General features: G+C 54.6%; 10 protein-coding genes. 4 read left to right on the top strand and 6 right to left on the bottom strand.

Features of this window, described 5'->3' with window-relative positions; genetic code table 11:
- Nucleotides 1-265: 265 nt before the first annotated feature.
- From GE278_09805 to GE278_09795, 3 genes are all read right to left on the bottom strand, one after another.
- Nucleotides 266-2695, bottom strand: coding sequence for a DUF3772 domain-containing protein (locus tag GE278_09805; GenBank protein ID QLK61030.1), 2430 nt, complete (start codon nt 2693-2695; stop codon nt 266-268).
- A 150-nt stretch (nt 2696-2845) separates the two neighbouring features.
- Nucleotides 2846-3664: a hypothetical protein gene (locus GE278_09800; protein QLK61029.1), complete on the bottom strand. Its 819-nt coding sequence runs from the start codon at nt 3662-3664 to the stop codon at nt 2846-2848.
- 29 nt (nt 3665-3693) lie between these two features.
- Complete coding sequence (locus GE278_09795) at nt 3694-5352, bottom strand: multidrug ABC transporter permease/ATP-binding protein (protein QLK61028.1); 1659 nt, start codon at nt 5350-5352, stop codon at nt 3694-3696.
- 149 nt (nt 5353-5501) lie between these two features.
- Between GE278_09795 and GE278_09790 the strand changes: the two genes are divergently transcribed.
- Complete coding sequence (locus tag GE278_09790; protein ID QLK61027.1) at nt 5502-6788, top strand: DUF445 family protein; 1287 nt, start codon at nt 5502-5504, stop codon at nt 6786-6788.
- 149 nt (nt 6789-6937) lie between these two features.
- Here GE278_09790 and GE278_09785 read toward each other — a convergent pair whose 3' ends face one another.
- On the bottom strand, nt 6938-8035 hold the full coding sequence (locus tag GE278_09785) for an iron-containing alcohol dehydrogenase (GenBank protein QLK61026.1): 1098 nt from the start codon (nt 8033-8035) through the stop codon (nt 6938-6940).
- A 390-nt stretch (nt 8036-8425) separates the two neighbouring features.
- Between GE278_09785 and GE278_09780 the strand changes: the two genes are divergently transcribed.
- Complete coding sequence (locus GE278_09780) at nt 8426-8608, top strand: hypothetical protein (protein ID QLK61025.1); 183 nt, start codon at nt 8426-8428, stop codon at nt 8606-8608.
- 145 nt (nt 8609-8753) lie between these two features.
- On the opposite strand, the gene mdoD is transcribed toward GE278_09780, so the two are convergent.
- Both mdoD and GE278_09770 read right to left on the bottom strand, forming a co-directional pair.
- Nucleotides 8754-10409, bottom strand: coding sequence for a glucan biosynthesis protein D (gene mdoD, locus GE278_09775; GenBank protein QLK61024.1), 1656 nt, complete (start codon nt 10407-10409; stop codon nt 8754-8756).
- Between the two features lie 327 nt (nt 10410-10736).
- The gene (locus tag GE278_09770) at nt 10737-11000 is read right to left on the bottom strand and encodes a PAAR domain-containing protein (GenBank protein QLK61023.1); all 264 of its coding nucleotides are present in this window, start codon (nt 10998-11000) and stop codon (nt 10737-10739) included.
- 202 nt (nt 11001-11202) lie between these two features.
- Between GE278_09770 and GE278_09765 the strand changes: the two genes are divergently transcribed.
- Nucleotides 11203-12591, top strand: coding sequence for an acyl-CoA transferase (locus GE278_09765; GenBank protein QLK61022.1), 1389 nt, complete (start codon nt 11203-11205; stop codon nt 12589-12591).
- Between the two features lie 90 nt (nt 12592-12681).
- The gene (locus GE278_09760; GenBank protein ID QLK61021.1) at nt 12682-14106 is read left to right on the top strand and encodes an aspartate aminotransferase family protein; all 1425 of its coding nucleotides are present in this window, start codon (nt 12682-12684) and stop codon (nt 14104-14106) included.
- The last annotated feature ends 6 nt before the right edge of the window (nt 14107-14112 follow it).

The following is a 14112-nucleotide window of genomic DNA, read 5'->3' as shown; positions in this document are numbered from 1 at the left end:
GAGACCTATGGCTCGAAGACCGAGAGAAGGCACCGCGCAGCGGCAGGGTTTTGCGCCACACGCTGGAGCCAAAGAACATGTCCGTCGTGCCAGCGACAGCGCGTGTTTGAAAACGCGGGGAGGGATCCAAGGGAGGGAAAGCACTTCCCTCCCTTGGTCGGTTTCGGCGCGAAAGGGCATGTGAGCACGACAGTTGAGAAACCGAAACTTACTCGATCAGCATTTAATGCCTGTTTGAGCGGCACCCCAGGGTTTTGAATTTAAACTACGATTCCTCCGCCGCTGCGGTAACCCGCGCTATCGGCTGCTCCAACACCATAGTCTGCGTCTGACTCAGACTGATCTCCGCTGCCCGCAGCATCTTCAAAATTTCATACAACAAATCACTGCGCGTTCCACCCACCATACGCGGGCTGTTCACGTAGCCGGTGACACTCAGCACAATGCCGGTCGGGCCCAGTTCTTTAAAACTCACGGACGGCGGCGGGTTTTCCAAAATGGATTCGTGCAGGTTGTAGGCGTCCAGCAACAACGTGCGCACCTGTTCAGGATCGATGTCCAGCGGGAAAGTCAGCACGATAGTCGCCACACCCTGCGCATTCCCCATAGTGGCGTTACGCACGTTCTGCGAAATAAGCTGTGAGTTAGGCACGATGACCGTGGATTTATCACTGAGCTGTATTTCGGTGGCACGGACGTTGATACGACGAATATCCCCTTCCACACCGCTGATGCTGATCAAATCGCCCACTTTCACCGGACGCTCGGTCAGCAGGATCAGACCGGAGATGAAGTTTTTCACAATCTCCTGCAAACCAAAACCAATACCGACCGACAAGGCACTGACGATCCAGGCAAGCTTGTTCCATTCGATGCCGAGCGAAGACAGCGTCAGCATGATGATCAGCACGTAACCGACGTTGGTGAACAACGTGACCAGCGAGGCGCGCATCCCGCGATCCATCATGGTTTTTGGCAGGAAATCATTATCCAGCCAGCGTTTGGCGGAACGCAGCACATACCAGCCTACCACCAGACACAACACGGCATTCACGGCGTGCGCCGGGATAATGTTCAGGCTTTCGAGGCCCTTACCGCCCCACATGTCGACGATTTTGCTCAGCAACTCCAGCGGCGTGGTGGTCCCGAAAGTACCGTTGAGCAACGCGACGGCGGCCATCAGCAGCAATGCTGTTTTACCTATCGCCGAGAACAGCGTGGCTGCCAGCGACAGATGGCGATCGTTCACGCTCAGCGTGCTTTTGAGGATTTTACCGCTGTGCGTGGTGTCAGAAAATACGCTTTCACATAAGTCCACCCAGAAGTGGATCAGCAGATACAGGCTGCTGACCACCAGACCTATCCACAGCAGTTCGAAGGTCACGAAACGCGCCAGAGGAATATAACCAATCAGCAACGCGATAAGAATGACGAACGCCGTAAGGCTTATCAAAAGATGGATGAGCCCGGCTATCGTTGAACGCGCTTCCGTCTGCTCGCCGTCGGCGCGCATTTTGCGGCGCATCCGGTTAACGCGTACCGGTGCAATCAGGCAGTTTAGCGCCACCAGCAGCGCGGCTAAGCCATTGCCAAACAGAGTGGCCGGGATGCTCGCACCCACCAGATTGTTCAGCTGTTCAATTATGCCGAACAGGAAGATAAAGGTTGCCAGCAGGATCGGGAATGAGCCCAGCGTTTTTGCCAGCGGGTCGGCAATGCCAGGCAAACGCCATGACGGATGACTGTTCGACAGTAACGCGATACCCAAACCTGCGATCACTGCGGAAAAATAGGTCAGTTCGACCAGTTGCTCGGCAAATTCATTCACCCACTGTGAAGTGTCCGGCAGACGCGTGAAGATGTAACAAAGCAGCTGCACGCTGACGCCCAGCGTAAAGGTGGTGCTCAGCGTGGTAAAACAGGCGAGGAAGCTGCGGCGAAAGCGCCCGTGCGGCAACCAGCGCGGGAGGATCCAGTTCATCGGACGATCCAGCGTTTTGCGCCCGAACAGGCCAATCACCAGCGCCAGCAACAGATAAATTCCGGTACCCACGCGCCAGTCTTCGCTCCATGCCTGCGTCCACGCATCATGGACCTGCGAACCGAAATCATCGAAGCGCGCGGCATCGTCATCATTAGGGGTGATAAGCGGCGACCAGAAATTACCGCCGAGAATGCTGCCGGTGTTAAGCGCGATCTGGGTTTTCAGCGCATCACGGCGCATGCCGGAAATCTGCGATGAAAGGTTCCGCGCACCAGTAGCAATACCTTTGGTTTGTTCGATCTGCGTGGTCAGGAGCGTTTTGCTATTGTTGAGCTTGTTACGCTGGCTGACCACCTGAGGGGTTTCGGTGAGCGTGCCCGCTGCAGGTGCCGGGCCGAGCACATCCAGCTGCGCCTGCACCTCTTCAAGCTGCGGCGCCAGCGCCACGGCCAGTTTATCGGCGTCTTCGGCAAGCTTCTGTGCGCCGTCGTTCAGGCCGGTGAATTTCTTGTCGGTTTTGGCGGCTGAAACCTGCTGTTTCAACTGATCCAGACGTTTTTGCAGTGCCGGCAACGCCGTGCTGGCGTTGACTTTGACCGGCTGTGCCGCCGCCGATTGCCCGGTAGCTTCATCAGCGTGACTCAGCGCGGGTGTCATCATCAGACATGACAACAATGCCAGTAACAGCGGCATTCTTAACAATTTTTGCATAGAAAAAGGGTTCCGGATGTTCGGGGAATTATTGTTTTTGACTCTGGGGCTAAGAATACCTGTTCTTAGTCGGAAAAGTAGTAGGGATTGTCTGTTTGTCAGCATTGGAAATTAAGCGGACAGCACGCGGGCGCGCACTGTCCGCGCGGATCAGTTCGGTTTACCTAGCATCTGGCGCAGGATCGCCGCCGAATCCGCTGGCTGAAGCGCCAGAATGCCGGAGTACAGGCTGATGGAAATCTCGCACACTTTTTCGCGATCAACGTCCGGCTTGGTCAAATCGCTGAACATCTGCAACTGATCGCCGTACATGTTTCCCAGCGCCTGACGCACCGGTGCCATCATCAGGATGACTTTTTCCGTACTCACCGCGGCAGGAAATTCGTTCTGATCCGGGCCGGTCGCCAGCAGTAAATCATTCATGGTGCTGAGATCTTTGCTAAACAGCGCCGGTGGCAGCACTTCTGCCGTATTTACCCCGCCGCTGACCTGCGGATAAAGAAACTTAAAGCAGGTGCCGTCTTTGCGTGCCAGCAGCGTTTGCATCTCTTCGAGATTAACCTGCATGGCAGCATTCACGGCGGCATCCGGCGCATGAACAATACGTTTTGAAAGCAGTTCGGATACCATCGGCTTGACCGTATCAATAGCTTCCTGCTGCGGTTTGCCGTCTCTTTTCATCTTCAGAATATTGCTGCGGATCTGCGCGTACAGCGCCGGTTCCTGCGCCTTGATGGTGCCATAGAGCGGCAGTTGTGCAAGCGCCTGATCAATTTTCTGCTCTTCGCTTTCCCCCATGACGCGCGGTTTTATCACCCCGCTCCACAGGATATTGCCGCCGATGATGAGCACTAAAAACAAGATGATGCCGGGCACGCGGCCAATTTTGCCTTTTTTATGTAAAAGGCTGATCAACGACCCCAGTACCACACCGCTGATGCCCCACACCATCACTTCATTCCAGTTCATGACTTTTCCTTTATCTTGAAAAACAGCACTTAAAGACCTATCTGTGCGACTGCATCACGGCTGGCATCAGCGCGATCCTGCCCATGCAGCTCTTTGAGTTTACCCTGTCGCATTTCCAGCAGACGGTCGGCGTGTTCAAAATAGTGATCATCGTGGCTGATTGCCAGCACGGTTTTGCCCATGTCACGCAGCTGCGGTAAAAGTTCGCGGTAGAACGTACGGCGGAACTGCGGGTCCTGATCCGCAGCCCATTCATCGAGCAGCAGGAAATCACGCCCTTCCGCGGCTGCCAGCAGCAGCGCGACACGTTTACGCTGCCCGGCGGAGAGTTGCAGATTGGTCACTTCATTGCCGCTGAACTGGAGTTTTTCCTTCATTTTCAGGCGTTGCAACCAGTCTTCCACCAGCAACGGATCCGGCGTCTGCCCATGCGGACCCATCAGCTGGCCGAACAGATGAAAATCAGTGAACACCGCCGAGAAAATTTGGCGATATTGCTCTGCGTTCTGCGCTGTCACCGGCACACCGTCGAGCAGGATTTGCCCGGAGCGCGGCTGATACAGGCCGGTCAGTAGCATCGCCATGGTCGATTTGCCACTGCCATTACCTCCGATCAGAAATACCAATTCACCACGGGTAATAGTCAGATTAAGCGGGCCGACGCCAAAACCGGCACCTTCTTCTTTGCCTTCATAACTGAAGACCAGATCGCGTAGTTCGAGGGATTGCCAGCGCGCAGGCGCTACCGGCGGCGTGAAGGCTTCATCGTATTCCGCCAGCTTAAGGGCTTTGAGTTTGCCGAACGCCACCTGGGCACTGAGCAGCGTCGGCAATGCGCCCACCGCCTGTAACATCGGCGTGCGCAGAAACAGCAGCGTCAGCGAATAGGTTGCAGCAACGTCGGTATTCGACCAGCCAAGGGTATTAGCCATGAAGAAGACCAGGCCGATCGCACCGAGCATCATGATATTCGACCAGTTCACGGCGCTCAGGTGGAAGGTATCGGCGCGAATAATGTGGTGCCGATATTCTTCGGCGTCTTTACGATACACATCATCAAACAGATGGCGCGCACGTTCTCGGTTCAGCGCCAGTTCTTTGCGCCCTTCGATCACTTTCTGATAATCAGTCTGCAATTTATCTTCTGCGTCACGCACTTTTGCCAGATGACTATAGACGTGCGAGACCAGTTTGAAGCCGCCGACAATGGTGATTACCAGCCAGACGACGGTCACCAGCAACATTTCCGGCGACAGCCACGCGAGATAGGCAGCACAACCGAGGGTAAGAATAATCCCCTGCACCAGTTCCGGCAGGCGTACGAACGCCAGCGTGATATTACGGATATCGCTGCCGAGGCTGGCAAGCAGCTGCGCATTGCCAATTTGCTCGATGCGTTCAATATCAGTATCTAAAATACGTTTAATAAACTGTCCGCGCAGGCGGTAAATGAAGTGGTGACCCAGGATGGTCAGCGCCAGCTGTGAGCCGAGCGTGACGGCCATCAGCAGCAGAAGTAATCCGAGAAACTGCGGTAACACCATCAAAGAGGCGTTCGTGGTTTCAATCAGTTTGAGATTGATAAAAGCGATCAGGCCGATGCCCAGCACGGCGCTGAGCAGGCTTAGCAGCATGACGCCCAAAAAAGGCCAGCGATACTGCTTAAAAACGACGCGTAACAACTCCATGAAATGCTCTCATTATGAATACCGAAAACTGATTGCAGGCAGTTTAATGAGACCTTGTGTCATATCAAGAATAATTCTCATTTTATCAACTTATTGCCACATCGGGAAAAAAAGCTGACAGCCCGCTTTTCGCTTCCTACACTGTGGCAATGGATAAAGAACAAGAACTTCGCCGAAGTAAACGTAACGCACTGGGGCTGCTGCTGATTGCTGCGGCCCTGTTTGTCATCACCCTTTTTTTGCCACAGAACTTTTGGGTGTCAGGGCTGAAAGCCATTTCCGAAGCGGCGATGGTCGGCGCAATGGCTGACTGGTTTGCCGTCGTGGCGCTGTTTCGCCGCGTACCGGTGCCGTTTGTTTCCACCCATACTGCGATAATCCCCAAAAATAAAGACAAAATCGCCGACAATCTGGCGGTCTTCGTGCAGGAGAAATTCCTCGCGCCCGCGACGCTCATTAACCTGATCCGCCAGCATGATCCGGCGCAGATGCTCACCGACTGGCTGAATGCGCCGGACAACGCGCAACGTTTCGCCAAATATGCGGTGAAGATGATCCGTGGTTTTCTGGATGTCACCGACGATCAACGGATCGCGCAGCTTATTCGCCGCGCGCTGTATCGCGTGATCGACAAAATTGATCTCTCGGCCTCCATCGCCACGTTGCTCGAAAGCCTGACCAAAAATGGTCGTCATCAGGAACTGCTGGATCAGGCAATGGATCAGCTGGAGGTTTTACTGGCCAAAGACAGCACGCGAGCGTTTATCTCCGCGCAGATCGTCGGCTGGATGAAGCGCGAACATCCGCTCACCGCCAAACTGCTGCCGACCGACTGGCTGGGGCGCAACGGCGCTGATATGGTTTCTAACGCAGTCAATTCGGTGCTCGACGATATGGGCAATGACAAAACCCACGCCTTCCGTAAAGGGTTTGACCGCTCGGTGCAGAGCTTTATCTGGAAACTGCAAAACGATCCGGCGACTGCGCAGAAAGCCGAGGAAATCAAACAGTATCTGAAGGATGACGAGAAACTGAACGCCTACGTGCTGCAACTGTGGGGCGATATGCGCAACTGGCTGAAAGAAGATTTAGAAAGCGAGGATTCGCAGGTGTTCGCCAAAGTCACCGAATCCGGCCAGTGGCTGGGTAATGCGCTGGCGCAGGATGAAAAACTGCGGGCATCGCTGAATCTGCAAATGGAAACTATCGCCGGAAAAGTCGCGCCGGACTTCGCCGCATTCCTCACCCGCCACATCAGCGATACAGTGAAAGGCTGGGATCCGCGCGATATGTCACGTCAGATAGAGCTAAACATCGGCAAGGATTTACAGTTTATTCGCATTAACGGCACGCTGGTCGGCGCGTTTATCGGGCTGGTGTTGTATCTGCTCTCGCAGCTGCCGGTGGCATTGCCGTGGGTGTTGGGACGGTTTTAAGCATTGATACGGAATGTGAAAACGGGCAGATCGTAAAAACGCCGTGAAATCATTCCTGATGGCTCGAACCGCGCCATCCATGGCGCGGACACTTTACTCTTCTGCCAGTTTTCACCTGCATGGTTGGGATTTTTGAACGTTCCTAAAACCTACTTCACAGACTTGCTGAACGCATCCACCGCCAGAATTGCATTAGCGACGTCTTCCGCTGAGAGATTGTGATTGAGGTTACCCAACGTATCGCCTTCGCCGCCCGCCAGCGCGCCGACTTTCACCAGATTGGCGAAAGATTCGTTTTCCAGATGCATTTCTTTCAGCGTGGTCGGCATTTTGATCGCGCGATAGAAACGCACATACTTCGCAATTTCTTCGTCCGGGCGCTGTTCGAGCACCATCTGTGTCAGCGTGCCATAAGCGACTTTTTCACCGTGCGTCAGATGGTGAATATCACCGGAAATCGCCGTAAAACCGTTGTGGATTGCGTGCGCGCCTGCCAGACCGGCGTTTTCAAAACCGAGACCGGACAGCAGCGTGTTGGCTTCCACGACCGCTTCTACCGCAGGCGTCACCAGCTTTTGTTCGACGGCGGTATAGGCGCTGTAGCCGTAGGTCAGCAGCGTTTTCTCACAGGCTTCGGCAATCGCCATACCTGCAATGGTCGGATCGCCGCCTACCATTGAATGTGAATGGGAGCGCAATACCGCCTGCGCTTCAACAAAGGTGGCGAGACCGTCGGCAATACCGGAAGCGAACAAACGTACTGGCGCCTGCGCGCAGACGTGAGTATCGACCAGCACCAGATCCGGGTTTTTATTGTAGAAACGGTAGGATTCGAACACACCTTCATCGGTGTAAATCACCGAGAGCGCGCTGCATGGCGCATCGGTAGAGGCAACGGTCGGGACGATCACCACGTTCTGCTTGAGTTCGTCGGCAATAGCTTTCGCGCTATCGAGGGTTTTACCACCACCGAGGCCAACTACTACTTGTGTACCGGCATCACGCGCAATGCCTGCCAGTCGGGTAATTTCGCTGGCAGAGGCTTCACCGTTAAAGCGCTCGTAATGGAATTCGACCTGCGCTTTTTTCAGCGACGCCTCGACGCGCTCGCCGATAATTCCCCAGACCACGTCATCAGCAATCAGGAAAGATTTGCCGCCAAGCGCCGGTAAATAGTCCCCTAACTCATCCAGCACACCGCTTCCCTGAACATATTTTCCTGGCGAAGAGAAGATAAATTTACTCATGATAAAAACCTCTTTTCGTAGACAATGTTGATGTGAATGACTCCTTTGAGGGTAACGCAGTCAGCCGCTTTCGCCCACCCTTTTAATTCACAATAACAGCATGACTCGCAAAGAAATTTTATCTTTTATCAGGATGATATTAGCCGCCGCAAAGATAGCTGCGTGATGAATTAATCACCCAAAATAACTATTCTGCATCGCAACGAATACAATCTTCCGTGTTAGGTTTCAGCTATCAAATTCATAAACACCACCCACTTTCACTTATCAATCTTTGCCGTAGAATGCACTTCATTGGCAGCACGTCGTAAGCAAGGGTAAGTCGTTTTGAGTCAGCCAGCTTGCTGTTAGCCACACCTTTATTAACTTTTGAGATGAATGAGGAACAGCATGTATAACTTTCAACGTTACAACGCCAAAGAACTGGCCCTGGCCTATATGAGCAGCAAACCACACGATTTCTCGCCACACGAATTCTTGCAACAGTTGAAAGAAGTCGAAAAATCTTTCGACGCGGCGCTGAGAAATCCTCAGCAACAACCGCAACCAGGCATGCTGGTTAAGGCGTTCTGATTGCCGTCTTCGCCTTAGTCAACGCACTGCTCTTGTTTTACCCCATGCAGATCCTGTGTCCGGTTCATCTGCAAAACAAGAAAGTAGAAAAGCAAAAGCCTCGAATCAATCGAGGCTTTTGCTTTTGGTGAGGTTTGATAGCAGCTTATCTCATGGTGCGATCGTCGATATACTTCCTGTTCTCCGGCGCTGGCGGGAAGTACTGATACAGCCAGGTTTCAGACAACGCGGTCTGGCCGGAGCGCAGGAACATGCGCAACTCAACCGGCGCAACAGAATCGCTGTCAGGATACCAGTCAAACAGGATCCGGTAACCGTCGAACGGCTGCACGTACAGAATTTCGATATTCTGGATTTTGCCGTGAGAGACGTTGATCACCGGCTCAATTCCTTTGTCCGCAAAGGCTTTCAGTTCGCCACCCACAAAATCGATTGCAAAACGACGCGCCCAGACCGCCGGATAGTTTTCACCCGGTGCCCAGCCTTCCGGGAACCCGCCCATACCGGTCCGGGTTGCCAGTACGTTCGCTAGCGGGCTGCGGTGCGGCGGCGTGCCACTCCAGAACAGTTTATAGCTGAAGCTGAACTCGGCTCCGGCTTTAACCGGTTTTTCCGGCTGCCAGAAGCACACGACGTTATCCAGCGTTTCGCCGGTGGTCGGGATTTCCATCAGGTTGACCGCACCTTTCCCCCAGTCACCTACCGGCTCGACCCACAGGCTTGGCCGCTTGTTGTACCAGCCAATCACGTCCTGATAGTTATTGAACTCGTGGTCAAGTTGCAGCAACCCGAACCCTTTCGGGCTGTTATCAGCGAAGGCGTTAAATTGCAGACGCTTCGGGTTATTCAACGGACGACAAATCCACTCGCCGTTGCCGGTCCACATTTGCAGACGGTCTGAGTCGTGGATTTGAGGATGAATGGTGTCGCAGCGCCCGCGCTCGCTGGTGCCGCAGCTGAACATGCTGGTCATCGGCGAGATGCCCAGCTGTTTGATGTCTTCACGAGCATGAAGGTGGTTTTCGATTTCCATCACCACGCGGGTCGGTTCGCAATGAATCACGAACTGATAGGCACCGGTAATACTCGGGCCATCCAGCAGCGCATAGACAGTGAACGTTGTGTCGCCCGGTTTGGGCGTATCGAACCAGAACGCGGTGAAATCCGGGAACTCTTCAGGCTGATCGGTAAAGGTATCCACCGCCACGCCGCGCGCGGAAAGACCGTACTGATAGGTATCATCCACCGCGCGGAAATAACTGGCCCCCAGGAAAGACACAACATCGCGACGCGTCAGTTCCGGCGCTTTATTGACCTTGAAACCGGCGAACCCGAGGTTGGAGAATCCTTCCAGCTGTTTGGTATCGACGCCAGCGTCGTGGTAGTTAAACAGTTCAGGGCGAAAATGGATTTCGCGCGACAGATGCTTAACCGGATCGACGGAATACATGCGCACACGGCGTTTGAAGCCCATACCGACGTGGAACAGCTCGACGTCCAGTTGCCGGTCCTGAAGGCCGTTCCACAGCGAATGGGCGTGATCATACTGAATGGCGTTGTAGGCCTGCGGCGTCAGTTCGGCAAGCGTTTTAGGTAAAGGAAGCGGTGCACCGCCGTAAGGTTTGTCTGCTAAGTCCTTCGCCATCTTTTGCAGGGCGTTGAAATCAAATGGCAGTTCGCCACCGTCAGCCACATTCGCCTCTGCCGCCTCAGCGGAACGGGTGAACAGTGTGGACATAGCTGGCACACCGCACCAGGCGGCGAATGCCATTGAAGCTTGAATAAATGCTCTTCGTTCCATGCCAGAATCGTTTCCTGTACTGGGCAAAAAATCTGGGGACATCGCCTCAGGGCGCCGCCCCCGCGGTGTTCAAAAATTTCGACCCTAAGGCTATCGTAAAATTCACATGCCGAGTATAAGAAATTGAATGCATTCAGCTAATATTTTGCTTGTAAAAGTAAGCACATCACACACCGCCAACCCCCGTGTGTCAGGGGCTCAGCGTATTTTCAGAAATGCTGGTTTAAAGCATCTAACGTGCGATATTTTTGTGTGTGGAACATGGGTGTTTTAGGAGCATTCTGTTGTGTGACATGACTTATTCGCAATTTGATTCAGATAGCACCTTCATACCGTGAAAATCCGTTGTGACCCAATTAACTTTGCGCCACAGGCGGTTTCCATCCCTTCAATAGCGACGGCTACGCCAATGAATGAAATCTGCGGCGTTCCCTCCTTGATGGGAAAAGTCCCTTTGCACATCGGGCAGGCAACCTGATGCCCGACGCCTGCCACGGGAATGTCCAAACATGTTACCTGCTCAAACCCCTCTAAAACTGTTCCACCGTGGGTGGTTTTATCACCTTTTAGGATTACGGCTAAATAGGGCATAGAATCGTCCTGACTGTATTAAAGACATGATGTGGTTATTCACTGTCACCGTGATACTCCTCCCATATTTCATATCGATTTACCGGCAATGAAAAAACGTAATCTTGCTAACTCCGCCCCCTGTTTGGCGCACACTGTTTAAAATGTTATAAATTTGTAAACGTGAATTGAGAAACAGTCATCCGCACTCAGGAGTTCCAGCATGTCCAGTGAGATCATCCGGGAAAAGACCCGCGAACTTTACGCACAGCTGACTGGTGTTGAATCACTGCCCGCTGCATTTTCTGTTGCCGGCGAAGGAAGTCTGCCGGCTTACTATCCGGTGACGCCGCTTATCGCCGCTTCGGTTGGGGTGGCGGCGCAGGCATTGTCTCATTTGTTGTATCTGCGCCACGGCCGCGTGGATGCTGTGACCGTAGACCGGCGGCTGGCATCTCTCTGGTGTAAGAGCAGCCTGAAACCTGAGGGCTGGGCACTTCCTCCGGCCTGGGACAGTCTGGCGGGCGATTACGCCACCGCCGACGGATGGATCCGTTTGCATACCAACGCACCCGCGCATCGAAAAGTTGTCGAAACGCTGCTTGGTAAGGCGAACAACCGCGAAGAACTGGTGCCACGGGTTGTCCGGTGGAAGAAAGCAGAACTGGAACAGGCGGTAGTGCAGGCTGGAGGTTGTGCCGCACAGATGTTCAGCGTCGGTGACTGGCAGCAACATATGCAGGGGAAATCTCTCGAAAATGAGCCACTGTTTCAGCGTTCACTTTCCGCGCCTGCCACTGCGCCACTGTGGGCGTTAGAACGTGAACGTCCGCTGGCGGGTGTACGCATTCTGGATCTCACCCGAATTATCGCCGGTCCGGTCGCCACGCGTTTTCTGGCAGGACTGGGCGCGGATGTTCTGCGCATCGATCCTTTCGGCTGGGACGAACTAAGTCAGGAAGCGGATGTCGCGCTGGGTAAACACTGCGCCAGGCTGAATTTGCATAATCCGCAGGACAGACATCGCTTCGAAGCATTGCTGCGTGAGGCCGACGTGATCGTTCACGGGTATCGCGCCGGAGCTTTGCATAAACTGGGCTATGGCAGCGAGCAGCGACGTGCACTGTCACCGGGGCTGGTCGATGTTTGTCTGAACGCGTACGGCTGGAACGGCCCGTGGCGCGAACGTCGCGGATTCGACAGTCTGGTACAAATGAGCTGCGGGATCGCAGATTTCGGTATGCAGCAATCGGGCAATGATAAACCGGTGCCACTGCCCGTACAGGCGCTGGATCATGTCACGGGATATCTGATGGCGGCGGCAGTGATACAGGGGTTATCGCAGCGCATCGAAACGCATCAGGGCAGTGAATCGCGGTTATCTCTGGCGCGTACGGCACTGGAACTGACGGCGTTCAATGTGGATGATGCTGCGCAGCAACCGGTGATTGACGCAGCATTTAAAGATGACTTTTCACCGCAACCGGAACACACCATTTGGGGAGCAGGCTGGCGGCTGCTTCCCCCCGTGTCGCTCACCGAAACCTTTTGGCGCTGGAGCCTGCCCGCTTCCCCGCTCGGCTCTTCTCCCGCAAGCTGGCAGACAAGGTGAGAATATGTCAATTTGCCGCCGCGTCGTTATCGGGTAAGTTAATGAATTGTGTCTGACGTTTATTATTCATCTGATAATCAATGGAATTTTATGCACCCACTGCTTAAGCAAGATTTGGAAACTTTGCCTGAGATCCTCCGTCAGGCCTGTGATACTGCCGTTGCTTTCCTGGAAACATTGCCGGAGCGCTCCACCTGCCCGCCCGCCAGTGAACAACAGCTGAAGTTTGGTGATGACCGGTTGCCTGAAACCGGTATTGGCGCACAGGCAGCACTCAGCCAGTTCTGGCAGCAGTATGCCAGCGGAATGTCCGCCAGCGCCGGGCCGCGCTATTTTGGTTTTGTTACCGGTGGCGGCACACCGGCTTCGCTGGCCGCCGACTGGCTGGTCAGCACCGTCGATCAGAATACCCAGCTGAATTTTGATACGGTTTCACCGGCCATTGAGCTGGCGACCATTGCACAGCTTAAACAGCTGTTCGGTCTGCCGAAATCGCTGTGTGGCACTTTTGTCAGTGGTGCGACCATGGCAAACTTTGTGAGCATGGCGATTGCCCGCCAGTGGCTGGGCGAACAGCGCGGCGTGGATGTGGCGCAGCACGGGCTGGCGGCGCTTGGTGCGGTTCGCGTACTTTCGGCGGCGGCGCATTCGAGCAGCGTGAAAGCGATGAGCATGCTCGGATTAGGCCGCGATGCGCTGGTGAGTGTCGCGACCCTGCCGGGCAGCGAGGCAATCGACCCTGTGGCGCTGGAACAGGCGCTGGCGGCAGCCCCCTCTGTGCCGACCATCGTGCTTGCGAGCGCGGGAACGGTGAATACCGTCGCGTTTGATGATCTATCTGCGCTGCTCAGTCTGCGTGAAAAGTACGGATTCTGGCTACATGTGGATGCCGCATTTGGCGGCGTGGCAGCGGCTTCAGCCCGCTATGCACCGCTCCTGGCGGGGTGGGAAGAGGCAGATTCCATCACGGTGGATGCACATAAATGGCTGAACGTGCCGTATGACAGCGCGGTGCAGTTCACTCAACAGCGGCATCTGGCGTTGCAGGTTCAGGTGTTCCAGAATCATTCTGCCTACCTTGAGCCACCGAGCGTGCGCCCGGACAATTATCTGCATCTGACGCCGGAAAACTCACGGCGGTTTCGCGCCCTGCCGGTATGGATGGCGCTGAAAGCCTATGGTCGTGATGGTCTGGCTGAGGTGGTCGAGCGTAATGTGGCGTTGGCGAAATTGCTGGCGGAACAGCTGGTGCAGACGCCGGGTTTTACCCTGCTCGCGCCGGTAAATCTTAATGTGGTGTGCTTTGCGCTGGCATCCGGTGACGGAACGCCTCACGCGCTGGCGCAACGGAACCGCTTTATGCAACGGCTGGATAACGCCGGTGTGGTGCGCTGCACCCCGACGTCGCTTAACGGCAAGGCAGGAATGCGTGCCGCGCTGGTCAACTGGATGACCACCGAAGCCGACATTCATCTCGCGCTCGACTCAATGAAATCCTGTCTCGCTGAGATCTAACTCCGC

The organism is Enterobacteriaceae bacterium Kacie_13 (assembly GCA_013457415.1).
Taxonomy (GTDB): domain Bacteria; phylum Pseudomonadota; class Gammaproteobacteria; order Enterobacterales; family Enterobacteriaceae; genus Rahnella.
Note: the sequence above shows the minus strand (reverse complement) of the source record. Positions and strands in the feature narration are given on the sequence as shown.